The organism is Deltaproteobacteria bacterium, assembly GCA_023382265.1.
Taxonomy (GTDB): Bacteria; JAMCPX01; JAMCPX01; order JAMCPX01; family JAMCPX01; genus JAMCPX01.
Genome location: JAMCPX010000030.1, coordinates 15,979 through 40,442, shown reverse-complemented (window position 1 = coordinate 40,442; position 24,464 = coordinate 15,979). Strand labels below are relative to the sequence as shown.

The window sequence follows — 24,464 nt, the reverse complement described above, 5'->3', positions numbered from 1 at the left end:
CTAAAATGATTCAGTCCTTTAAAAGGTACGTTACTTCAATTATGTCTTTGATCCGTTTTAAGAACACATCAACAAGCTCCGGATCGAAATGTTTACCTGATTCTGCATTTATAGCCTCAATAGCATTCTCTACTGAGAATGCGGGTCTATATGTTTTCTTCATAGTTAAAGCATCAAATACATCTGCAATGGCAGTGATCCTCCCTGTTATCGGTATTAAATTCCCTGCTAAACCCATGGGATAGCCATTGCCCTCCCATCTCTCATGATGTGTCAATGCAATCTCAGCAGCAAGATCAAGTATCTTTGAGCCTGCACTGCTTAATATATTAGCACCTATTGTAGTATGCTCTTTAACTTGTTTAAACTCGTTTGTCGTAAGACTATCAGGCTTTAAAAGTATTGACTGCGGCACACCAATTTTACCAATATCATGCATACAACTTGCAACAGATATGGTTTCCGCTTCATCCCTTGATATTCCAAGTGCGTTGGTTATTATCATCACATATCTGCTAACCCTTTCATTATGATTGCCTATATTTTGATCCATATATTCAACTACCTTCGACAGCTTATAAATTGTTTTTATCTGACCTTGCTTCAACGTTTCTATTGTGCTTTGAAGAGAGCGTGTTTTCTCGCTTATTATTTTATTTAAGCTGTCAACGTGCTGTTTTACTTTCAGAAGATTCTTTACCCTTAATATCAGCTCGGAACGATCGATCGGTTTTGTAAGAAATTCATCTGCACCTGCAGAAAGTGCACTTATCTTTGATTCTGTGTCGTCGAGTGCGGTAATTATGATTACAGGAACTGAAGACGTTTGTTTATCTGCTTTAATTAGCCTGCATACCTCTATACCATCTACTTCAGGCATAAGCACATTTATAAGTGCTATATCAGGTTCAATTGTTTTAATCTTATCAATCGCCTGTTTGCCGTTATTTACCGCTATTATGTTATACCCAAGAGGTAAAAGTATTGCCTCGATTAATTTAAGGTTTTCTATCCTGTCATCCGCGACAAGTACGTTAATTCAATTATGCCTTTGTGCCTTCTTAGCATCAACATCATACTTATTCAAAATATCAATAATTTCATTTACGTGAAACGGCTTACTTATGTATTCATCATACCCTGCCTGCAAAAACCTCTGCTTATCACCTTTCATTGCGGATGCCGTAACTGCAACAACAGGTATATTATTTATCCTTGGATTTATCTTTATGAGCTTTGTCAGTGTAAGTCCATCCATACCAGGCAGGTTTATATCCACAAATATAAGATCAGGGATATGCTCATTTATAAGCCTTAGTGCCAACACACCGTTGTTTGCCTCCATTATAGTGTGAGCCCTCATCTTAATGATATCCCTCATAAGTTTTACACTTTTAGGTTCATCCTCTACAACAAGTATCTTTATTATACCCTCCCACAAATCTTATTAATTTCTTCTATAAATACCTTTTTATCAAAAGGTATCAGTATAAATGCATATGCACCAAATTTAAGTGCATCCTTACTCTCCTCCATAGATGAAATAATAACGATTGGTATATTATTTGCAGCTGGATTTTCCCGAAGGCTCTTTATTATATGCCATCCCTTACTATTCGGAATAGAAGGGTTAAGAATTATGATATCAGGCGAAAATCTTTTAAGTCTTGTTAAAGCCTCGTCACCATCATAAGCAGACTCTACCCTTAATCCTGCATCCTCAAGATAACTTCTTATAAGCTTTGATAATGCTTGATCCCATTCTATTACAAATGCGGTATTACATTTACCTGTTTTTTGTAGTTTTTGTGATTGTACCTTTACATATCCATGTTTTATATCTGCAGGGATTGTAAAGTAGAATTGGCTGCCTTTTGCTGGGATGCTTTCAACCCATACATCTCCGCCGTGAAGCTCTATAAAAGACTTTACTATTGTAAGCCCAAGTCCTGTACCTTCATGTATTGATTCATGTTCAGGGTGCAACTGGGAGAACGGCTGAAAAAGTCTTGGTATGAGTTCTTTCGGTATCCCTATACCGGTATCTCCTACAGTGAATAAAACATTTCTACCATCCATATTTATTCCAACAGTTACATTGCCGCCGGATGGTGTAAATTTTATAGCATTGCTGAGCAAATTATATAATACCTGCTTTATTTTCCTCTCATCTGCATATATAGTTGTTACTGTCTCATCATATTCTACATGGATATTTATACGCTTCTTTAGTGCGCGTTCCTTTATTATTGCTATACTCTGTTCAACTACATCTTTTATATAAAATTCGGACGGTTCAAATATCATCTGTCCCGATTCAACTCTGGAAAGGTCGAGTATATCATTTATCAGATTAAGCAGGTATTCGCCTGATTCGAGAATAGACTTTATATAATCCCTTTGTTTTTCATTCAATTCTCCCATACTTTCCATAAGCAATATCTCGGAAAACCCGATAACAGCATTCAATGGCGTTCTTAATTCATGCGACATATTTGCAAGAAATTCTGACTTAGCCTTATTAGCCTTCTCGAGTTCAACGTTTTTTTGCCTTATCTCTGCCTGCGTTAAGCGTATGGAGCTGATATCAGTAATAACACCGAGTTTGCCCACAAGCTTATCATTCTCTATAACAGGAACACCTGTTATAAGAATAGGCAGTTCTTTACCGGTTTTAGTAATAATATTGATCTCGTAAGTTGTTATTGTCCTCATTATTCGTTTACTAAATTCAGCCCTCATTATATCTTTATTTTTTTCATCAAAGAATTCAAAGACATTTTTACCAAGCATTTCTTCTTTTGCGTAACCGAACAATTCTGTAAAAGCGGGATTTACATCAATCGTGTTATTATTTTCATCAAGCGCCCACACAGCGTTGTGCATGTGATTTATATAAAATTCTTTCCTCTGGAGCTCTTTATTCTTTTCTTCAACAATTGATTCAAGATGTTTTGTCTTATGTTTTAAATGTTCAATTATGCCTTTAATCCTGTATAGTATGTTAAAACTGAATATGCCTGTTTTTACTCTGTTATCTATTACAAAGCCTTCTTTATCAATATCTTCTATAAGCGGCATGAGCCTTTTCATGGGTAAATATAACAGAACAACCAAAGAATAAATGACAAATATCAGGATTAGCGATAATATTATAATACCCGATGTTTCTAAAGACGCTGACTTGCCTGTAGCATGGACACTTTCTCCATGTTTGTCGATGATATGTAATGCTGTAAAATGTGATAAATAATCCACACCTGTAGTCGTGTCCGCGCCTGCGGTGAATTTTACATCCCCTGTTTTAAACATACATGGAGCTTGATACTGTAAAAACATTACATCTATGAGAAAAGCAACAGGGAGTAAGGCTAAAATAAAGATATTTTTGTATACAAATTGGAGCAATTTTCAGCACACCTCCTTGTATGGATAAATTATTGACTCTCTTTTGAACAAAAGTCAACAATTCTGATAGCTGGGGATCACACGGCCCATCATTTGCATGGATACCTCGGGCGAATGAATAAATTTCCTTATTGATTTTATGGGTTAAAACTTCTCACCCTTTTCTTCCCTGAAATGACTGCCAATAGGCTTTATCCTCTGCCATATATTTATGAAAAACAGTATTATGCCTATAACCTCAATCCATGAAGCAATTAAAACATCCCATCCTATCAGTGGTATTGTTATGAACCCATCCAATGTCTCTCCGATTGCCCTGAATAAGATTGAAAAAAACATTACATAAAATGTAACCTCAGAAAGGTATGGGCTATAGAAAACCCTTTCCCTCGGCCTTGGGAAAAGCCACAGAGCAACGCCCATGATAAGCATCATAACAAAACCTACGAGTATGAGATGCGTATGCGCCGTTACGATAGAATGTGGTATGTCTACTTCCCTAATATTGATCTCATAGCTCATGTAGGCGCCGAGCAGTATGCCGAGAAACAGGAATACAATGGCAGCCTTTACATAGTACCTGACAACCGTATACATATAATGTCCGGTAAAGGTTATTTGTATATGTTATATTGCGTCTCGCATGTGAATGTCGTTACGCTCATGGGATCTCCGGATCCATTTACACATTGACAATATAACTTTTCTTTATTGGAAGTCTGTGAACAATAACCGGATAATGCTGTTGGTGATAATGGATCAGAGGCAAGAATACTATCAAGCGGCGGCAAAGGGACATTTGTACCGAGTATATTATTTATTGTCTGCACAAATATGGATGCGATTATTGCATAACCCGTATTTGTAGGATGCAGGCCGTCAAGACTGAAAAACCCGCCAAGGTGGTTAAGTGTTATTGTCTGCCCGTTGATCTTGTAAATAGGAAAACCATAGGTATCAAAACTAATTCTCTGTCCTGCTAACGAAATATCACCCCGCATAAGTGCATCAAACGGTACAATGTGTACGTTTGGGTATTGGGATACAACCTGTGCAAACTCACTATTGAATGACTCAAGCCTGTTATTAGTCCCCGCCATAGACTCGCATGCAGCCTTAATACAACCTGCATCTTTTGTATTAGATGTAAAATTAGAGCTAAACGTTGAACAGTTATCGGTACAATTGCTGCCGTAGCATGATGCATTATCAAGCTGCTGAAGAGGCACATCACTTAAGGTTAATTGGCATTGGGCAAGTTGATTGATCACACCCTGTTGTTTCGATGGAAATATACTTATGTGTGGGACGTTTCCAAGAAATACCTGTGCACCGGTCGATGCAAATGCCTGCACAGCCTGGGTGATGAACTGCGTAAATTGCGTAAGGGTGGTATTATCATCAATAATGTCATTGCCGTACAGGTCGGTACTCATTATGATTGTAGGATGCAATTCCTGAGCCATAACAGTCTCAGGCTGAATATCCACCGTTTCAAATAAATTATTAACTAACGGCTCAAAAAGTATATTAGAAAGTACTATTACACCCAATACCCTGCCAGATTGGGAATTTGGTCCGAGTACTACATCTTGAATAACAGCACCCGGTATTGCTATGTTATACGTCGGGACATAAGGATTTACAAATACGCCTGGGATATTAAACTGTTGTGTTTTCGGGTTTATAAGGGCATTTTCTATGATAGAAACAAGATCGCTACTGTTTAATGAAATATTTCCGGTTGTATCAAGTATATCAAATCCAGGTGCGGGTGGAATGCCCGGCATTTTGAATAATGGTAGCGGAAAATATGCACCCGCCATTCTTGCAACCCACGTAGCAGGTCCATTAAGTTGTGCAACACCATTATAGCTGTCCGATTGAAAGCCTGCTGTGTAGCTTGCTCCTATTGCCACAAACGTATTAAATACCTTATTTAAAGGCGGGGTATAGGTGTACACATTTTCATAATATTCACAAACACCGTTACCGTTGGAAATAACAAGGGGATACGTTCCTGCGGTCGGTGTACCTGCTGTTGTAAAACTTATGGTAACATCATTGCCTGATTGGGATGTAACCGTAAAATCCCTTACCATGTTACCCAGATAAGCTGTTGTTGTAATGCCCGCATTAAAATTGTTTATAACTGCCGTAACCTTTTGATCGCCAAACTGGCTACCTGTAGTTGGCGATATGCTTAAAAGTCTTGTGCCGCCTGCAAAGCTATTACATATATTTGCATAACCGGGATTGGTAGAACTGCTGCTACCGCTGCTGCAGCCTGATATCACCATAGCCATATACACCAATCCAACACCGATATAGACTAAAAATCTTTTATACATGTTACCTCTCCCTTTTGTAATAATCATTAAATAAAACATATTTTATTTTTAAAATCAAGTTGTTTATTTATGATGTTTCCAGTATAAATGGTTCCGGTACAGATTACCATGGTAAACATGCAAATTTGGATTACAAAATTGTAATGATACTGTCATCATATTGTTAGTGTTTAGACATTATACTCTATTTTGACAAGACCGGCTCAGTTTGTTTATAATTATAAATAACATTAATTTATTAAAATTAGGAATAATAATGAAAAAAAAAGGTATACATATAAAAAAAATATGGCTGTTGCTGTTTATCGCATTTGATATTACAACAACTGCTTTTGCGGATCAGACAATAACAATGAAACAATGCATTGAACATGCGGTTTCCAAGTATCCTCTCTCTCTCGAGTCTACAACAAATGCACGGGCTTATCAAATGGCGTATAAAAGTAAGTTCGCAGGCTTACTCCCCTCTTTCAATCTTTCAGCAGCTTATGGAAAGGCTTACGGTTATGATGTTGCTGTCACAAATGGCGGGATTGCCTCTTTACAGGCTATTGCGCAGGTTGACCTGTTCAATCCAACACGGTGGTTCGAAAGCTCACGGAGAAAGATGTCTTATGAAGCACAGAAATATTATCAGCATGCGACAGAAAATGAGATTGCCTACGCTGTAAAAAGTGCATATACAGAGGCGCTTTTTTATAATCAGGAGATCATGATTTTACAGGAGAACATACATAACCTTGGAGTCTATCTCTCACTCGCAAAACGTTTATTATCTTCAGGACTTGTTACAGAGAATGATGTGCTAAGAACACAGATAGAGCTTGACGCTGCACAGGCAAACCTGCAAAATTCAATATTAAATAAACACGCACAGTTGAATATACTCACATCGCTTACAGGCATACCGATGACAGACGGAGTTAACCTTAAAAAACGGTCTGCCACGTTTACTGCTCCGGCGAATGTTGAACGTATAAATACGGATACCTTTTCAAGCAATCCTACATTACAGGCAATTGATTATGAGGAGAGAGCCGAGAAATACCGCGTACAATCGGCAAAGTCGCAATACCTGCCTATTTTAAGTCTTGAAGCGGACGTAGGATGGCTTGGAGAATCGTTTCCTGCAGCCGTGGATCAGTACCGTGGATATTCGTACTTTGCAACGATGAATTTCCCTCTGTTTAGATGGGGTGAGATCGGTTATAATGTTGAAAAAGCAAGCTTGTTAAAAAATACGATCCATTACAAAAAAGCCCTGTTCCTCAACGAACTTACGCTTTCTTATCATAACACTATTGGAGCATTACAAAATGCTATCGAGCGAATCACTCTATATAAGAGAGACATAAGTATAGCAAAACAAAATTTTGATTATTCGGAAGCCCGCTACAGCGGAGGCGGAAGGATCGGCAGTTACGAGGTGCTTCTTGATCAACAGTTGTTGAAAAATGCCCAGCTTGCACTGGCAATTGCACAAAAAGATTTTTACCTTGCATTATTTAAAATACAATTATTAAGAGGCAAAATATATGAATGATAAACAAAGGAATTACAGGATAAGGAAAATCCTTTTCTCACTGTTCTTTATGTACACGATATGGAGTATGATATTTATGAGTTCCTGTGCCGGCAAAAAGCAGGCAGAACAGTCATCTATCAGGGTAAAAGTAAAAGCTACGGCTGTTATAAGAGGTAACGTTAACCATATGATACAGGCAACCGGAAAGGTAGATGTACTAAAAAAGGTCGATATTAATTCACCGGTGCAAGGAGTAGTTACCGAACTTCTTGTACGGGAAGGAGACTTCCTTAAAAAAGGCAGTACTGTTGCCCGCATAAGACCTATCGAGGCAGAAGCAGCTATCAGGGGCAGTGTATCTTTACCTGCAACAATGAAGAGATACTTTCTGAGACTCGGCATTATATCTTTATCATCTCCCTTCAACGGATATGTCAGCAAGAGATATGTAAGCAGTAACGCTCTTGTTCAGGCAAACGCACCTATCGTTACAGTAGAGGATCTCTCAAGCACATATCTTCATGTAGATCTTCCTTCCATATATCTTGAACAGGTTGGGATCGGCGATGCTGTACTTATACATTTCCTGTCTTTACCCGGTGATGTGTTCAAAGGCAGAATTGTTACAATCAACCCGACGGTATCTCAGGAAACACAGACCGTCAAACTCAATGTGAGCTTTCCCAACAGGGATCAGGACATAAAAGACGGGATGTTCGCAGTTGTTGATATAATAAGCAGCACACACAAAAATACGCTCATCGTACCAAAGGATGCAATACTCTTTGATCCGGATACTGGCAGGGAGTATGTCATGGTTGTGAGACAGGATTCTATTGCCAGATCCGTTACAGTTAAGACAGGTTACGAAGAGGATGACAGGGTGGAAATCCTTAAGGGTCTGAGCCAGGGACAACTCGTTATAACGCAGGGCAATTATGCACTTGCAGACGGTACGAGCATAAAGGTGGAAACGAATTCACCTGTTAATAAACCTATACAGACAAAAAGCCCGCAGAAAGGCAATGATTAGAATAAGGATAGTTGGTAAAATGAGCGTACGCATATGTGCTGCCTCGTCATTACCGTGTAAACGGGAATCCAAAAACAGGAAAACTGAATTCCTTTTTTTGCAGGAATGACAATCTAAAATATATAAATAATATTATAATAATATGGATATCTCCAAATTTTTTGAGACACACAAAAAAGGCATCATATTCCTCTCCGTTGTATTGGCGGCGGTAGGTATTATCCTGCTCAACACAATGCCCGTGGCCATATTTCCGGAGATAACTTTCCCAAGGCTTGTAATCCTTGCAGACAATGGAGACATGCCCATTGAGAAGATGATGATAGAGGTAACAAAGCCCATTGAAGAATCGATATACTCTGTCCCAGGTGTAACGGATGTAAGGTCGGCAACAAGCCGCGGCTCCATGCAGATCTTTGTAAACTTTGTCTGGGGTACGGACATGTTCAAGGCACTTCAGTTAACACAGAATGCAATAAATCAGATTAGATCAAAATTACCGCAAACTGCATCTGTTACAGTCAACTGGATGAGACCAAGCCAGTTCCCCATTATAGGACTGAGCCTGACCTCGGAAACACTCAACATGGTGCAGTTGAGAGATGTAGGATATTACACACTCAGACCCATTCTTGGCAGGCTAAAAGGCGTGTCCCAGGTTGTGGTACAGGGCGGAAAGATCAAAGAATATCATGTTGTTGTAAATCCGCAGAGGCTTGTTGCATACCACCTCACACTCAATGATGTGATCAACGGCTTAAAGGAAACGAACATCATTTCATCCGCGGGTTACATCGGCAAGAATTATGAGCTCTACATGGTCCAGCCGACAGGGCTTTTTACATCGACGACGGCAATGAAAGATACATTGATAGCGAATAAAAAGGGTGTACCTGTCTATGTTCGGGATGTTGCAAAGGTAGAAACATCGGTGAAAAAGCAATACATTCGCATAACCAGCAATGGTCATAATGCCGTTTTGATGAACATACTGCGTCAGCCAGGTGCGAACACCATAGCAATAGCAAAAGAGCTCAAAAACAAACTTGCAGAGCTGAAGCCTCAATTGCCTCCATCCCTGCATATATCAACGTGGTACAATCAGTCCAGCCTGATCGAAGAATCCTACGGGAGTGTGCGGGATGCAATTCTCTTTGGCGTGTTCATTGCCATTGTCATCATGTTTTTGTTCTTACGAAACGTACGTATCATGTTTATTACCGCCATCACCCTGCCTATCACGCTTATTATAACGGTCGTTCTGATGAAACTCTTCGGCCAGACATTGAACCTTATGACCCTGGGAGGCATGGCTGCATCCATTGGGCTTATCATAGACGATTCTATTGTCGTACTCGAGAATATCATCAGGCATTTCCATGCACACGGGTCAAAGAAGAAGGCAGTTGAAACAGGCGTTAAAGAGATGCTGCCCGCTATAGTTGGCTCAAGCCTGAGTACAATCGTAGTTTTCTTTCCGCTTGCGTTTCTCGGTGGTGTAACGGGCGCATTCTTTAAGGCACTCGCCCTGACCATGGCATCTGCGCTGACCGTATCCATGATTATCTCGATTACCCTGACTCCCGTACTTGCCATGATCTTTCTCAAGGATACGGAAAAAGAGGCAAAAGAAGGTAAGGTCATGAAGGCATTGACCGACAGTTATGAGACTGCCATGCATAAAATTATACGGAAGCCTTTGTACGTTGTGCTGGCCATTGTTGTACTGGTTGCAGGATCGTGGATACTGGAGCGGCATGTAGGAACAGGGTTTATGCCGGCAATGGATGAAGGCGCATTTGTCATGGATTATTTTACTCCGCCCGGAACAACGCTTGAGGAAACGAACCGCATTCTTAAAAAGATAGAGAAAATCATTCTTCGTATCAAGGAGGTCAAATCGTTTTCAAGAAGAACAGGTACACAACTCGGGTTTTTTATAACGGAGCCGAATACAGGCGACTTCCTGATACGGCTTAAAAATCACAGGAATAAATCCATCGAACAGGTGATTAATGAACTCAGGCAGAAGGTCTACCAGGCAGAACCCGGTAAGATATATGTTGATTTCGGACAGATCATGCAGGATCTTATCGGCGATATGACAGGCTCTCCAATGCCCATTGATATAAAGATATTCTCCGACAATACGGGCGTGCTTGATACTATAGCAAACAAAATAGCGAATATTATCACTAAAATAAAAGGGGTTGTTGATGTATTCAACGGTATTACGATCAGCGGCCCTGCAATAGATATACACGTTGATCCTCTGAAGGCTGGACTTGTAGGCGTTACACCGCAGTATGTGTCTGATTATGTTACCACTGCGCTGTGGGGCACGGTAGCAACAAATGTACGAGAGGGAGAAAAGGTCATTAATATAAGAGTTCTCATGCCTGCATCAGAGACAGATACAATAAAAAAACTTGAATCAATGCAGGTTGTGACGCCCAATGGGCTTGTAGTACCGCTTAAATCCATTGCCAATCTTGAGGTTATGGGAGGCCAGGCAGAGATTGACAGGGAAAACCTGCGCCAGATGCTTGCGGTTACAGGCAGGATAAGCGGAAGGGACCTTGGTAGCGTTATGAGGGACGTTAAATCAGAACTGGCAAAGAAGCTTACGCTGCCGCCAGGTACCACAATAAACTATGGAGGCGTTTATAAGAATCAGCAGGAGTCATTCAAAGGCCTTCTTATGGTTCTGCTTATGGCAGTCGCTCTGGTATTTACCGTTATGATCCTCGAATTTGAATCACTTGCGGTTCCTCTCATCATTTACAGCATTATATTTCCATCGTTCTTCGGTGTGCTCGGACTTTTATATCTGACTAATACCCCTCTTAACATTTCATCTTTAATGGGGACGATCATGATTGTGGGTATTGTGGCTGAAAACGGTATATTTGTTGTGCATTATATTCAGGACGCCTTGAAGAGCGGATACCCTTTAAAAGAGGCTGTTATAAAGGCTGGGAGTCTGCGTATAAGACCCATTTTGATGACAGCTCTTGCAGCAATACTTGCTTTAATGCCTCTTGCGCTCGGGCTTGGAACCGGGGCACAGATGCACAAGCCACTCGCAATAGCTATCATCGGGGGGTTCTCTTTGTCGGTGTTCCTGCTTATTATAGTACTGCCGGTGGTGTATTATCTCTTTACAAAAAAAGGTCATGTTTAAAAATATTAAAAAGAAATTACTTATTGCAGCATCAATATTTCTTGTGTCATTGGCAGGCTATGCATGGTATGAAACCTGGCAAGGGAATTTTCATGCAATCACAAGAAACGAGGCTTACAGATCAGCACAGCTTGATAAGAATGAACTTAAGCATTATATAAGACGGTATAACATCAAAAGTATAATAAATTTAAGGGCTAAACGTGTAAATGAGCATTGGTATAAAACAGAGATAGAGGCAAGTAAAACATACAATGTAACTCACTATGATATACCATTGTCGGCAGAGCATGAACCAGATGTACAAGAGATAAATCAACTGATCCATATTTTCAGAATAGCACAGCGCCCTGTATTGATGCATTGTAAAGCAGGGGCGGACAGATCAGGACTTGCAGCAGCAATATGGAAGGTAATCGTAGACAAAGAACCAAAATCAGAAGCGGATGATGAACTTTCTATTATCTACGGACACATCCCTATCGGACCAACATATGCAATGGATAAATTTTTTGATAAATGGCAGCCCGCTCAGGCATCTCACTTGTCTCAGACGGTTGTGAGGTGAGAATAGAATTCTTCTTCTCTTATAGCTTGAATATAAAGCATATCGGATGCCATCGTAAAATCAGGTTCTGAAGATTCGCTGATGCTCTTGAATACATGAGCAAGCTCCGACCATCTTGATGCAATATCGTCCATAAGTTTAACAAGACCTTTTCTTGCAAATCCTTGAATAAACTCCGAATACATCTTTCTAAACCCACCGCCGCCTGTACCTCTCTTTTCTATGACCTGATATGCAAATCGGCTCAGCCATTTCCAGTCTTCAAGCTCTTCCCATTCAAAAAGTTTTTGGGATGCCATGCTTATACCCTTTACGCCATAGCCTGCAAAATCATTATTATCAAGCATACGCTTTGCATTATTGGATGCAGCTAACCGGGATAACTTCTTTTTGTCGGGTATTGACATTGGTTTTGTTATGGGTGCAACATGCGGCTGATCGCCATTCATAAAACTGCCGTGCATAACAGCCTCAAGCAATGGGTTAAAAGGGACCAGAATCTGTCCGCCATGTCCTGTATCGGTAACGTAAGCTGTATTGTTATCCGGATCATAGCCCCATAATAAGACTGTATGTCCTGGAAAATGGGTTTTACTTTTGTAATAATCAAGATAAAATATGTCCGTCCTTAAAAGAACGGGAATCTCCTTGTTTATGCTGTCAATAAGCAGTTGTTTTATCTCATCGCTATTATTGGAATTATTCCATTTAAAATCTATGCCTATATTTTTGAAGAACTGCTCTTCGAGATCAATAGAGCGAAAATGCATTATCCTTTTAGGATCCATGCCTTCTATGTACCAAAAGCCAATGCCTTCCCCTATTCCGAAACATTCCGGCTCGGATAACTCATAACCATAAAAGTTCATAAGATCGGAAATCGCAGTTGAAGCACAGTGTCTACCGGGATTATGAACCCATTCTTTAATTATGCGCTCAGCCATTCATCACCTCTAAAATAAATCATACACAAGTTATTAATATCATATTTCTGTATTAAGGTCTACCATCATTTTATTCTTCTCCTTGTTTTTCTGGCCGGTTTAAAAATCACCCCTGCAAATCTAATTGCATTTTTGTATCAAATAGCTTAAAACTTTTAAATCAATAAGATTGTTTTCATGTATAAGTGAATTAAATGGGAGGTAAAAATGGGTGTTGTTGAATACGATAAACAGGATGAACTTGCCATGATAACACTAAACAGGCCTGAGGCAATGAATGCAATTAATGCAGAACTTGGCGAGACACTTTTAAAAATATTGTTAGACGTAGAATATAATGAAAAGATCAGAGCAATACTACTTACAGGTAGAGGTAAAGCATTTTCAAGCGGCGGAGATGTTAAGGACATGGTTACAAGCCCTGATCCAAAAAGTAAATTCTTTAAAGAGCTTACCGTTTTTTTAAACGGCATAGTAAATACAATAAAAATGCTAAAAAAACCTGTTATAGCCGGTTTAAACGGCACTGCTGCGGGCGCCGGAGTCAGCCTCGCACTTGCATGTGATTTGATAGTTGCTTCCAGATCAGCAGTGTTTAATCTCGCATATACAAAAATCGGTTTAACCCCTGATGGAGGCGCAACAGCACTTTTAACACAGCACGTTGGACCTAAAAGGGCAATGGAGTATATACTCTTGAATCCTGTTATAAATATGCAGCAAGCATTAGAGATAGGACTTATTAACAGGGTGTTCGAGGATGATATCTTTATGAAAGAAGCGGTAGGGTTTACAAAATCAATAGCAAGGGGTCCTACCGTTGCATACGGATTTGCAAAACGCAATATCAATCAGGCTTTTTCATCCCCGTTCGAAAGAATCCTTGAACTTGAAAGAGAAGGCATATCTGCCTGTGCAAACACACAGGACTTTATAGAGGCAGGCATGGCATTTATTGAAAAACGCAAACCGGTCTTTCATGGTAAATAAACCGGCTCTTATGTTCAGTACCGAGTTTCTGAAGCCGGGACTGGCAAATTCCTCCCCGGACTTCAGAAATTACAATCACTTTAAAACTGAATAGATTTTACCGACAATATTTTCACCGGGCTTAATTGTTTTCTCACCGGGCTTCCATTTGGCAGGACATACCTCTTCAGGATGCACTCTTACGTATATATAGGCTTTAATCTTTCGTAAAAGCTCATCAGCGCTCCTGCCGACATTGTAGTAGTTTATTTCTGATCCAACAACAACGCCGTCGGGATTTATAATGAATGTGCCCCTTAATGCCAGCCCTGTATTCTCATCATATACACCGAACAATTTACTTACACTGCCGTTTGGATCTGCACCCATGTGATATTTTACATGTTCAAGTAACTTCTCTTGTGCCTGCCATGCAAGATGAACATGTTGTGTGTCTGTACTTATGGATACTATCTCACACCCTGTTTTTTTTAACTCATCCTGTTTATCTGCTACGTCAGATAGTTCCGTGGGGCAAACGAATGTAAAGTCTGCCGGGTAAAAAACCAGAATGACCCATTTGTTATTTTTTATTGCACCGTTTAAATTAAACTTACCGTACTTACCCTCTGCCGGTTCATAAGTTTGAAGCTCAAAATCGGGTACTTTTTGTCCTATTTTTATCGTGTCCATATGTTCTTACCTCCTTTAAAATTATTGCTTAATTTTATTTTTACAATCATTACATAACCCATAAAATTCTATTTCACTGCCAAGGATCTCAAAATCCTTGAATTTATTATCAGGTAAATCAAGGTTATAATCCAATTCCACATCAATTATTTTGCTGCATTTAATACATCTGAGATGGTGATGTGGATGTGTATTGGGATCAAATCTTTTTTTATCGGGATCCACGGACAACTCTTTTAATTTACCATTTCTTACAAGTGTATTTAATGTATTATAAACAGTGGCAAAAGACATTGATGGAAACTTTTTGACTACATATTTATAAACGTCGTAAACAGAAGGATGACTTTTATTCCCTTCAAGGTACTCAAAAATAGCTATTCTCTGAGGAGTTAATTTAAGATTTAAAGCCCTATACTTTTCCAAATCCACTTTCATAGTTTATAATTATTATAATATAATAATAAGTATTGTCAAGTAAAATTATTATTTGTGTGGAAATGAAGCTCCCTTACGCTTGCACCTGGGAGCTTTTGATTATAATGTAATACTGTAGCCATAAAAACCTGCCCCTGCAACCCTATTGTGTTTTTTGGATCAATTAAGATATAAGTCTTTTCAGTACATGCCTGCTCCATGTCCTGACATGAAATATTCCTGCAGCGATTGAACTCTTTTATATCCTGATGGGATTTCAAATTCCCTATTGCTTATATTCATTTTTTTCACACTCTCTACCGATGTCGTCATACCGTTGTGCGATACTACCTTAACAGGATAACCCAGCTCTATAAGTTTCATGTATGGCTTTGATAAGCCTATATCACCCGCTATTGTCCCTCCTATTGCAGCCTTTTTTATCTTTGCGTTAAACGACTGCAATTTTACAGGGTCAATATATTTTTTTATATCTATTGCTCTTGCAATCCATACTTCCTCATATGACATACCATTTGCATTAACAACGAACTTTTGTGCATTGTATCCCGAGATCTTTTCTGCTTGATTTGTTTCTTTTACGCTTACCTTTACATGTGGTTCTTTTACATCAAGCCCGTGCATTTCAATAATTTGTTCCTGCTGATCTTTAGGGAGTTTTTTTATAGCCTGCATCATTCTATCCTTTGATACATTCGCCATGTCTGTTATTGCTTTAATGTACTGCTCTATTGTACCTTCCCAGTATGATTTCGATTGTCCTCTGAGCAGATTTATCCTGTTGTGAGCAAAATCAATTATAACCGTTTCCGCCGGATTGACTATCTTATACTTATTCTTTTCTAAGAGAATGGTGCTTGTATCCAGTCCGCTCATTGTTGTTTGCAACTGCACTATTTTATAGCCTGCATATACTTTTGCAGTTAACAGCATACTTATTATAATTGTGATTGTTATAATACTCTTTTTCATATCTACTCCTTTTTACTTTTTTGTACGCGCTCCACATATTTGCCTTCCGCAGTATCTATCTTGATTCTTGCTCCGGTTTCCACAAACGGAGGTACCTGTACAACAAGTCCAGTTTCAAGTCTGGCGGTCTTTGTCGTGTTTGTAATTGTAGCCGTTTTCAGATTAGGCTCTGTTTCAACAACATCAAGCTCTACTGTAAGCGGCAATTCTACACTAACAGGTTTACCCTCATAAAATACTATTTTTACCTTTGCGTTTGGAACTATATAATACATTTCTTCACCTATCACATCTTCTCCTAACATAAGCTGTTCATAAGTCTCTGTATCCATAAATACATAGTGATCGCCATCTTTGTATATATACTCCATCTCTTTCTCATCAAGGTTAGCCTTTTCTACTTTATCCTCCGGCCTAAATCTGTTCTCAAGGTTAGATCCTGTTTTCAAATTTTTAAGCTTCGTCTGTACCATGCCGCGCCAGTTACCAGGTGTAACATGATTGACGTACATAACACTGTATAGATCCTTGTTGAACTCTATAACCATCCCTACCCTTATCGCTGTTGCCTGAATAATCATTACTTACCTCCTAAAATATTTTTTTCCGAGTAGTTGAACTTAACAACAAACTAGCGAGTCCCGCAAGGTTTTTTATTTTTTCTCCTATACCTGTGCCAAACGCCGAAGTTGATCTTTTAAAAAATTCATACTTCTCTTTGGAATAAGGATAAAACCACGGTCTCCATGTCATACTATCGGGAAGGTGATCTATATTTATATGATATGGAATAACCATTTCCATTAATCCTATCTTAGAGTGAGTCCTGCCTATGCCGCTATCCTTGATCCCACCCCATGGCGTTTCCGGCAAACCGTAAGTATATGCATGTTCGTTTACTGTAACAGTTCCGGCATTTAGCTCACGCGCGATTCTCTCTCCCTTATCTCTATCTTTTGTCCACACCGATGCTGTTAATCCATACACAGTATCATTTGCAAGTTCTATTGCCTGTTTTTCATCTTTTACAATCATTATAGGAAGCAGCGGCCCGAACGTCTCTTCTGTCATACAATCCATTTTGTCATTTACCTCTGTAAGAACGGTTGGGGGATAGAAAAAACCTTTCATATCTTTTATTCTTTCTCCACCTGTAAGAATCTTTGCCCCCTTACCCCTGGCATCTAAAACCTGATCCTCGACAATATGCAGCTGTCCCTCATTTACCATAGGTCCCATTTCTACATCGAACCCGTTATCCTCTCCCACCCTTATCTTTATCGTTTTTTCTACAACCTTTTTAATAAATTCATCCGCAGCCTTTTCCATAACATAAACACGCTCTATCGATGCACATACCTGTCCTGCATTAGTAAAAGCCCCCCATACTGCTCCATTAGCTGCAAGCTCTATATTTGCATCTTCACATACGATCATCGGATCTTTACCGCCAAGCTCAAGCACAACTGGTATAAGATATCTGGAGGCAGTTTCCATTACCTGCTTGCCAACAGGCACACTACCTGTAAATACGACCTTCCTTATTTTGGGACCTATCATACTTTTACCAACAGAACTCCCGGGACCTATTATAAGATTAAATACGCCTTCCGGCAGGTTTACCGCACGAAAGATCTCTTCTATCTTCTTTCCGATAAAGATAACATCCGATGCGGGCTTAAACACAATGGTATTACCCGCAAGCAGTGCAAGCACTATTTCACTCATTGGTATGGCAAACGGATAGTTCCACGGGGAAATAACGGCAATAACCCCGTAAGGTCTGAAGTTGATTTTGCTTGATTTTATGGCCTTTGCAAGGTGCAGCTTGATAGGTTCATCTCCAAGCAATTTTTCAGCCCTTTTTACAAAGTAATCTATCAAATCCACAACAAGCATCAACTCTGCAATAGCTGCTTCTATCCTTGGTTTACCCATCTCTTTTGATATAATCTCTGTAATGTCATCATAATGCTTTATTATGTAATCCTTTACAGCGATAAGGTATTCCGATCTTTGATCTATTGTCAGTTTAGACCATAAAACGAACGCGATATCAGCGTTATTCACCTTTTTTTTTATTTCCTCATCACCCATGATCTTGAGTTCACCGATGGGTTCAAGGTTTGCTGGATTTACAGATACGAGATACCTGTCGCCATTTCTTGTTACTGTACCTTTAAGACTCATATAACCTCCCTGTTTAATCCGAAAAATTGTAGCATGATCAAAGGGGCTGGGATCAATCCCGTTTCTGCTTGTTCTTTAATGTATGAAACGGTTTTACTTTTATGCTCGTGAAATAAAGCTCCATTGTCTAAACAATGATACAGCACCCTTGTATTTTTATTGTTTTTATAACAAACGCACCAACAAACGTCTAACCCATATCTACTTCTGTAAATGCATTATTTATAACCTCATCGCCTGTTTGTCTTTTTGCTATAAGTTCACAATAAGCTTTATTATTTTCTATCTTTGTCACCCTGCCTGTTATCATCACCGTGTCCTCCGGCAGTACAGGCTTTGCAAATCTTACCTTAAGCCTTTTTACCTTATAAGGATCTTGCACCCACTCAGAAACCGTTTGCATCACAAAAGCCATGGTACAAAGCCCTTGAAGAATCGCACCTCCGAGTCCTACCATCTTGCCGAATTCAGCGTCTATATGTATTGGGTTAAAATCGCCTGATGCTCCTGCGTAAAAAATGGGCCTGTACTTATCAACATCTTTCTGAAGAGTAAACGTATCACCTACTTTTGCATTTAAAGACATATGCACCTCCTTTTACCTTCTTATGACAAATGTCCACTTGCCTTTACTTACGATACCGTTATCAGATTTCCTCTTTGAGATACTCCCTACTACAACGAAATCCTTGTCGCTCTTTTCATAAATATCAGAGATATATCCTTCCGTAACAATCACATCTCCAGGCCTTACAGGTTCAATAAATTCATACTCCTGTTCTCCGTGTACCAGCATTGCTACATCCAACGACATATCATGGTCAAACAAAGCCTGACTTAAAACATCCTTTGCATACACAACAACAAACATTGGCGGAGCTACAATACCCTTATAGGGGCTTTCCTTTGCTTTTGCTTCATCAAAATATAAAGAGTTAAGATCGCCGATTGCTGTTGCATACTCCTTTATCTTCTCTTTACATACCTCATATTCTACCGGAGGATATTTTTTACCTATAAATTTTTTATCTACTGCCATTTCAAACCTCCTTCTATTAATTTTTATTTATGAACAAGCTTAAACTGATGTAATACAACGCCTTGTTCAAGTTCTAAAAATTCAAGTTCTACCTGCATCCCTATTTTTAAATCTTCGTATCTACCATTGATTCGTGTTAGAATGCGGCATCTATTGTCAAATTCAACAATACCTATAACATCCGGCGTAGAGAATCTGAACGCCTTGCCCTGCTGTGTAAATGCATACAAACGACCACTTGAAGGCAATTGCACCCATTCCAATTTACTGCCATAACACATATCACAAAATGGTTTTGGCGGTAACAAAATCTTACCGCATTTCTTACATCTAACAGTTGAAAACTCTTTGCTCTTGAGTCTTTCAAAAAACTTTTTTGTAATATCGTCACCATAATAACTCAACGATTTTTCATTGTAAACCTTTAGCGTAAAAGGTATATCCATCAGACCCTCTCAAGTATTATAACCATACTCCCGTTTAGCATACCATGCTCTGCATGAACAAGCCCTATGTCCGGATTTTTTACCTGTCTCTCTCCTGCCTCTCCGCGTAACTGCCATAAAATTTCGGCAAGCTCTATCAACGGCGTTGCACCTGCAGGGTGCCCAATTGAAAGCCTGCCGCCGCTGGTGTTGATTGGAATATCTCCATCGATCTTTGTTTCACCATCTTTGACATGATGGACGGCATCACCCTTCTTGAAAAATCCAAGATCCTCATAGATCATCAGTTCCGTATATGAAAACACACCGTATACCTCTGCTACATCCACATCCTCCGGTTTTATACCTGCCTCTTCATACGCTTCGTGTGCCGATTTGATTAAGCTTTCAAATGTCGTAATGCTTCCATTGTATGGAATAAAATTAGATGCGTGATGATACTCACCAATACCTTTGATCCTGACTGCCGGTTTCTTACATTTTATTTCTTCTGCTCCAAGTACGCATGCAGCAGCACCTGTTGAAAATGTAGAACAATCAAGTAACCTTAACGGTGGTGAGATCACGCGTGAATTCAGCACATCATCAATTGTTATCCGGGTTTTAAATTGTGCATAGAGATTTTTTATAGCATTGTCTCTCAGGATAACGGGAAGATGTGCAGCCTCCCATGGATTTATATTATACTCATAAATATATCTCTGGGCGCTCATTGCATAAAAAGGCACAGGTGTTCCAATACCATACTGTGCAAAATGAACGCCATATAATGCATGTTGCGTAATAACGGCATTCGGTATGCCATATTCAATATCTTCAAATGGATCAAACTTAACATCAATTCCTATTACAATATTTATTTTATTCCTTTTGAGGAGGATCTCGTCTATAGCGTAATGTAATGCATCTGTTGATGACGTACCTCCGCATTCAACCAGCGAAAGGCTTTTTAAATTTAAACCAAGATAATCAGACAAGTTACATGCAAGCATGGCGGATGACATACCAGCAAAGCTCATAGGGGTGATAAATAACCCGTCCACATCTTGAGGTTCAAGTCCTGCATCCTTGACAGCCTTAAAAAAAACATCGGAGACCATCTCTTTTACAGTACCGGAAAGATTCGCCTTGATCTCGGATATTGCTGCACCGAGCATATTAACGTTCATATATAACCACTCTCCGATTTATCATCGGGTGTGAATATGGGATTATAATAAAAAGTCTCGGTCATCATAAGTGAACGTGTAATGATCAAAAGCTGTATCTCTGTGGTGCCTGCCCCAATCTCAAGCAGCTTTGCATCCCGCATAAACCGCTCAATCTCATACTCCCTCATGTAACCATAACCGCCGTGTATCTGTATGGCATCAAGGCAGGCATTAACAGCCTCTTCAGAGGTATACACCTTTGCTGCACTTGCAAGTGCTGTAATATCTTTGCCGTTCTTATACAACTGTGTAAGTAAAAATAATATTGCATAGCTATGCTGCAATGCTACGTACATCCTTGCGAGCTTAAACTGTATGCCTTCAAAAAAGATAATATTCTGACCAAACTGAACGCGTTGTTTCGCATACCTTATTGAATCGTCAAGGACCCTCTCCATAATGCCGATTGCCATAGACGGGAGTGTTGTGTGCTCTATTCTTAAGGTATCCATGAGTTCATAAAACGCCTTATGCTCCTTACCTACAATGTTTGTTGCAGGCACCCTAACCTCATCCATATATATCTCGCCCGTTGGTGAACCCCTTAATCCCATTTTATTGAGAGGTTTACTTGTTGATAACCCATACATGCCTCTCTCAAGGATAAATGCGGTAATACCTTTGTGGCCTGATGCATTCGGATCGGATCTCGCATACACTATAAAAACATCCGCATCGGGTGCGTTTGTTATAAAGGTTTTTGTACCGCTGATAATGTAATAATCTCCCTGCCTTACTGCCTTTGTCTTAAGGCTCATCACATCACTACCTGCATCCGGCTCTGTTAAACCAAAACAGCCAACTTTTTCTCCTTTAAAGAGCGGTAAAGCATACTTGATCTTTTGCTCTTCTGAACCTTTAAACAGGATTGTTGCCCCGCATAGTTCTATACTTGCACCTATTGCCATTACAATTGCGGGTGCCATCTTAGCGAGTTCAATAGAAATAAGGCTTGCACTTAATATGTCACGATCTTTGTAAAGCTCCATAAGTTCTTCTACGCTATTAATACTATCCCCGCCGAATAGCTCTCTCACAGCCCTTTTTGCTATATCATAAGGTTTTAATTCTTCGTTATCCAATTGCTGAGCAACGGGCTTTATATTATTGAGTGCAAACCTGTGTGCATTCTCTTTTATAGCATTATATTCCTGTGATAAAAATGAATCAAACATATCTCCTTTTATAAATTCTTGACATAAATGTCAATAAAAACATATAAAGCATATAAAAAGGAGGGGCTTATGAATAAATTCTTAAAACTTAGTCCCCGGAAACAAAAAAAAGAGAGCATCGAAAGATTGCTACATTACATTAAACATTATGTTTACCCATACCACCCGTATATAAGGAAAACATATAAAGAGATGGGGATTAATCCCGATATGCTCAAGACCTATGAAGACTTTATAAATCTGCCTTTGATTACAAAGACAGATTATAGAAAAGACCCGCGCGCATTTATTCTTCAACCCAAATTCCCTACAAAAGAATCTCTTACGGCATATGATACAGCAATGATAGATAAACGGCTCCTAATAAAATATCTTTTACAGGCAATATTTAATATCCCTGTAGACAAGGTATCCCAATACAGAAACATGAGCCTTAAAGACAAGATTACAAGAAGGGTTACACAAGAATGGTTTCCTCTTCACTTTCATGCAAGTGCAGGATCAACAGGGGATCCTACACCTGCTGTTTATACATCCTATGATATGAAAAAAATCCTTAATGAGATTGCTTACATGGTATTCATTGAACCAAAGGACATGCAGGCGGATGCACCAAGAGCAACCTTTGATAAGATCAACTTTAATACATTTCCCGGTGCACCACATCTTGCTTTTTTCCAGGCTGTGCTTACTAAGATATTTGTCGGTGTTTCGAGTTTTGATTCGTTTGGCGGCAAGGTCATACCAACCGATCAACAGATAAGAATCTTTGCACAGGGCAGGTTTAATGGCATAACTTCTGTTCCATCTTATCTGGTTTACTGGCTGAGAAAGGCGGCAGACATGCATGATCATGGAGACATTCCTGATCTTCCCTTTTTTGAAGGCGTAATACTCGGCGCTGAAGGTGTAAGCCCTGAGCTCGAGGCTTATATACTTGATCTCGCGAGAAAATTAGGTGCACATCCTAAATTCAGAATCATCTGCTCCTACGGCTCTACAGAATTAAAATGGGCATTCATTGAACCAGACTATGACTGCGGTATTCATCTTGATCCAAGATTTTATTTCTGGGAATTGCTTGATCCGGTAACCAAAAAACCTGTTAAAGAAGGTGAGCCGGGGATACTCGTATTCAGTCATATAGGCTGGAGGGGCACAGTATTCACACGGTACTGGACTGGTGATCTCGTAAAAGGCGGGATTTCTTATGATAGATGTCCGAGATGCGGGCTTACCGCGCCGAGGATGTACCCTCCAATTATAAGGTATGACAAAGATTTTACAAAGATCAGAGGGACGAAGGTGCTTCTGCCTGATTTCATAACTGCGGTGCGGGATACACCAGGGGTCTCAAGCTTCCAGATTATCATTAATAAGAAATCACAAAATGATCCATTCTCCATGGACGTTATAAAACTTAGGATTAGCATTCATAAAGATGCGCAGGAGGATACGGTAAAAGAAGCTCTTAACCACAGAGTTAAGGCCTTTATAGAACTCACGCCCGATGAGATTATCTTTGAGAAGGATGAAAAGGCGATAGAAACAGATCTGTTTGCAAAAACAGGTATCAAGGCTGAGTATGTTGTTGATAAAAGACCGGATCACTGACTGAAATAAAAAAGATACTTAATATGTAAAAAACTAAAGGATTGCAGCGGCAGAAAAAACCTGCCGCTGCGATTGAAGATATGTTATTAAGAAACCAATGATGTCCCTACAAAGGGCTGATTACTTAAGATGCTTATTCACCAACTTTGTCATCTCAAACATTGATACCGTCTTCTTCCCTCCGAACACAGCCTTCAGATTGTCATCAGCATTGATGTTTCTCCTGTTCTTTGTGTCCTGAAGCTTATGCTTCTTGATATACTCCCACAGTTTCTTCACAATCTGTGTCCTCGGCAAAGGCTTGCTTCCAACTATCTCCGCCAGTTCCTCGCTGATTTGCATAGGCCTCATGAATGCCGCATTCGGCTTCCTCGTGGATTTTGAACTTTTTTTCTTTGCTACCATTTTTCCTCCTTTATTTTTTTAGATTTTTTCAGCTCTTGGCTGTTTTTTAAAATAAATTTTAAATGCCCGGTACTGCCTCCTTATCATCAATGGTAATAGTCAAGCATTTTTTATTAAAAAAAACAATACAAATTTTTATCACCGTGATATCCATCGTACATACAGCAGGTCTTTTTATCTATAACCGCATTGGAGGCACAAGATGTGGAGGCATAATATCGGTACGCCCGTTACTGTTTATAACAAGTCTTGTTATCCGGAAGTTCAGAAAAGCTTAATCCTGAAAAGGTGCAGATATT

Annotated in this window: 22 protein-coding genes and 1 pseudogene; 6 read left to right on the top strand and 17 right to left on the bottom strand. The window is 39.5% G+C overall.

The genetic code is table 11. The features are described from left to right. Positions 1 to 10 precede the first annotated feature (10 nt). The 5 genes from M1381_05765 to M1381_05745 form a co-directional block, all read right to left on the bottom strand. A complete protein-coding gene (locus M1381_05765; protein MCL4478592.1) occupies positions 11 to 985 on the bottom strand; it encodes a response regulator in 975 nt (324 codons plus the stop codon). Positions 986 to 1,039: 54 nt separating this feature from the next. After that, complete coding sequence (locus tag M1381_05760; GenBank protein ID MCL4478591.1) at positions 1,040 to 1,441, bottom strand: response regulator; 402 nt, start codon at positions 1,439 to 1,441, stop codon at positions 1,040 to 1,042. Continuing rightward, positions 1,426 to 3,408, bottom strand: a complete 1,983-nt coding sequence (locus M1381_05755; GenBank protein ID MCL4478590.1) for an ATP-binding protein — start codon at positions 3,406 to 3,408, stop codon at positions 1,426 to 1,428. The genes M1381_05760 and M1381_05755 overlap by 16 nt, the downstream gene beginning before the upstream one ends. Positions 3,409 to 3,552: 144 nt before the next feature. Continuing rightward, a complete protein-coding gene (locus tag M1381_05750; protein MCL4478589.1) occupies positions 3,553 to 4,005 on the bottom strand; it encodes a cbb3-type cytochrome c oxidase subunit I in 453 nt (150 codons plus the stop codon). Between the two features lie 17 nt (positions 4,006 to 4,022). Then, positions 4,023 to 5,759: an SGNH/GDSL hydrolase family protein gene (locus tag M1381_05745; protein ID MCL4478588.1), complete on the bottom strand. Its 1,737-nt coding sequence runs from the start codon at positions 5,757 to 5,759 to the stop codon at positions 4,023 to 4,025. 256 nt (positions 5,760 to 6,015) lie between these two features. On the opposite strand from M1381_05745, the gene M1381_05740 reads away from it, so the two are divergent. The 4 genes from M1381_05740 (at position 6,016) to M1381_05725 (ending at position 12,069) form a co-directional block, all read left to right on the top strand. Continuing rightward, positions 6,016 to 7,302: a TolC family protein gene (locus M1381_05740; protein ID MCL4478587.1), complete on the top strand. Its 1,287-nt coding sequence runs from the start codon at positions 6,016 to 6,018 to the stop codon at positions 7,300 to 7,302. Further along, positions 7,295 to 8,317, top strand: coding sequence for an efflux RND transporter periplasmic adaptor subunit (locus M1381_05735; protein ID MCL4478586.1), 1,023 nt, complete (start codon positions 7,295 to 7,297; stop codon positions 8,315 to 8,317). The genes M1381_05740 and M1381_05735 overlap by 8 nt, the downstream gene beginning before the upstream one ends. A 142-nt stretch (positions 8,318 to 8,459) precedes the next feature. Beyond that, positions 8,460 to 11,501 (top strand): efflux RND transporter permease subunit, encoded by a 3,042-nt coding sequence (locus tag M1381_05730; GenBank protein ID MCL4478585.1) that lies wholly within the window; start codon positions 8,460 to 8,462, stop codon positions 11,499 to 11,501. Continuing rightward, positions 11,494 to 12,069, top strand: a complete 576-nt coding sequence (locus M1381_05725) for a dual specificity protein phosphatase family protein (protein MCL4478584.1) — start codon at positions 11,494 to 11,496, stop codon at positions 12,067 to 12,069. Before M1381_05730 ends, M1381_05725 begins: the two co-directional genes overlap by 8 nt. Here the strand turns inward: M1381_05725 and M1381_05720 are convergent. Beyond that, complete coding sequence (locus tag M1381_05720) at positions 12,051 to 13,013, bottom strand: BtrH N-terminal domain-containing protein (protein MCL4478583.1); 963 nt, start codon at positions 13,011 to 13,013, stop codon at positions 12,051 to 12,053. The genes M1381_05725 and M1381_05720 overlap by 19 nt on opposite strands. Positions 13,014 to 13,220: 207 nt before the next feature. Here M1381_05720 and M1381_05715 point away from each other — a divergent pair, with 207 nt between their 5' ends. Then, a complete protein-coding gene (locus M1381_05715; protein ID MCL4478582.1) occupies positions 13,221 to 14,003 on the top strand; it encodes an enoyl-CoA hydratase in 783 nt (260 codons plus the stop codon). Between the two features lie 75 nt (positions 14,004 to 14,078). Here the strand turns inward: M1381_05715 and M1381_05710 are convergent, their stop codons facing one another. From M1381_05710 to M1381_05665, 10 genes are all read right to left on the bottom strand, one after another. Next, on the bottom strand, positions 14,079 to 14,675 hold the full coding sequence (locus M1381_05710) for a peroxiredoxin (GenBank protein ID MCL4478581.1): 597 nt from the start codon (positions 14,673 to 14,675) through the stop codon (positions 14,079 to 14,081). 21 nt (positions 14,676 to 14,696) lie between these two features. Beyond that, complete coding sequence (locus tag M1381_05705; GenBank protein MCL4478580.1) at positions 14,697 to 15,113, bottom strand: transcriptional repressor; 417 nt, start codon at positions 15,111 to 15,113, stop codon at positions 14,697 to 14,699. A 180-nt stretch (positions 15,114 to 15,293) separates the two neighbouring features. Further along, positions 15,294 to 16,085, bottom strand: coding sequence for a DUF4412 domain-containing protein (locus tag M1381_05700; GenBank protein MCL4478579.1), 792 nt, complete (start codon positions 16,083 to 16,085; stop codon positions 15,294 to 15,296). A gap of 2 nt (positions 16,086 to 16,087) precedes the next feature. Beyond that, complete coding sequence (efp, locus tag M1381_05695) at positions 16,088 to 16,666, bottom strand: elongation factor P (GenBank protein MCL4478578.1); 579 nt, start codon at positions 16,664 to 16,666, stop codon at positions 16,088 to 16,090. Positions 16,667 to 16,676: 10 nt separating this feature from the next. Then, a complete protein-coding gene (locus M1381_05690) occupies positions 16,677 to 18,275 on the bottom strand; it encodes an aldehyde dehydrogenase family protein (GenBank protein MCL4478577.1) in 1,599 nt (532 codons plus the stop codon). A 190-nt stretch (positions 18,276 to 18,465) separates the two neighbouring features. After that, the gene (locus tag M1381_05685) at positions 18,466 to 18,861 is read right to left on the bottom strand and encodes a hypothetical protein (GenBank protein MCL4478576.1); all 396 of its coding nucleotides are present in this window, start codon (positions 18,859 to 18,861) and stop codon (positions 18,466 to 18,468) included. 12 nt (positions 18,862 to 18,873) lie between these two features. Then, positions 18,874 to 19,314 carry a MaoC family dehydratase N-terminal domain-containing protein gene (locus tag M1381_05680; GenBank protein MCL4478575.1) on the bottom strand — a complete coding sequence of 147 codons (441 nt, stop codon included), beginning with the start codon at positions 19,312 to 19,314 and terminating at the stop codon, positions 18,874 to 18,876. A gap of 23 nt (positions 19,315 to 19,337) precedes the next feature. Continuing rightward, positions 19,338 to 19,760, bottom strand: a complete 423-nt coding sequence (locus M1381_05675) for an OB-fold domain-containing protein (GenBank protein MCL4478574.1) — start codon at positions 19,758 to 19,760, stop codon at positions 19,338 to 19,340. After that, positions 19,760 to 20,929 (bottom strand): thiolase family protein, encoded by a 1,170-nt coding sequence (locus M1381_05670; protein ID MCL4478573.1) that lies wholly within the window; start codon positions 20,927 to 20,929, stop codon positions 19,760 to 19,762. Before M1381_05670 ends, M1381_05675 begins: the two co-directional genes overlap by 1 nt. Further along, on the bottom strand, positions 20,926 to 22,146 hold the full coding sequence (locus tag M1381_05665; GenBank protein MCL4478572.1) for an acyl-CoA dehydrogenase family protein: 1,221 nt from the start codon (positions 22,144 to 22,146) through the stop codon (positions 20,926 to 20,928). Before M1381_05665 ends, M1381_05670 begins: the two co-directional genes overlap by 4 nt. A gap of 69 nt (positions 22,147 to 22,215) precedes the next feature. Here M1381_05665 and M1381_05660 point away from each other — a divergent pair, with 69 nt between their 5' ends. Beyond that, positions 22,216 to 23,760: a hypothetical protein gene (locus M1381_05660; protein ID MCL4478571.1), complete on the top strand. Its 1,545-nt coding sequence runs from the start codon at positions 22,216 to 22,218 to the stop codon at positions 23,758 to 23,760. A gap of 120 nt (positions 23,761 to 23,880) precedes the next feature. On the opposite strand, the pseudogene M1381_05655 reads toward M1381_05660, so the two are convergent. Next, positions 23,881 to 24,159, bottom strand: a pseudogene (locus M1381_05655) (SWIB/MDM2 domain-containing protein). Positions 24,160 to 24,464 lie beyond the last annotated feature (305 nt).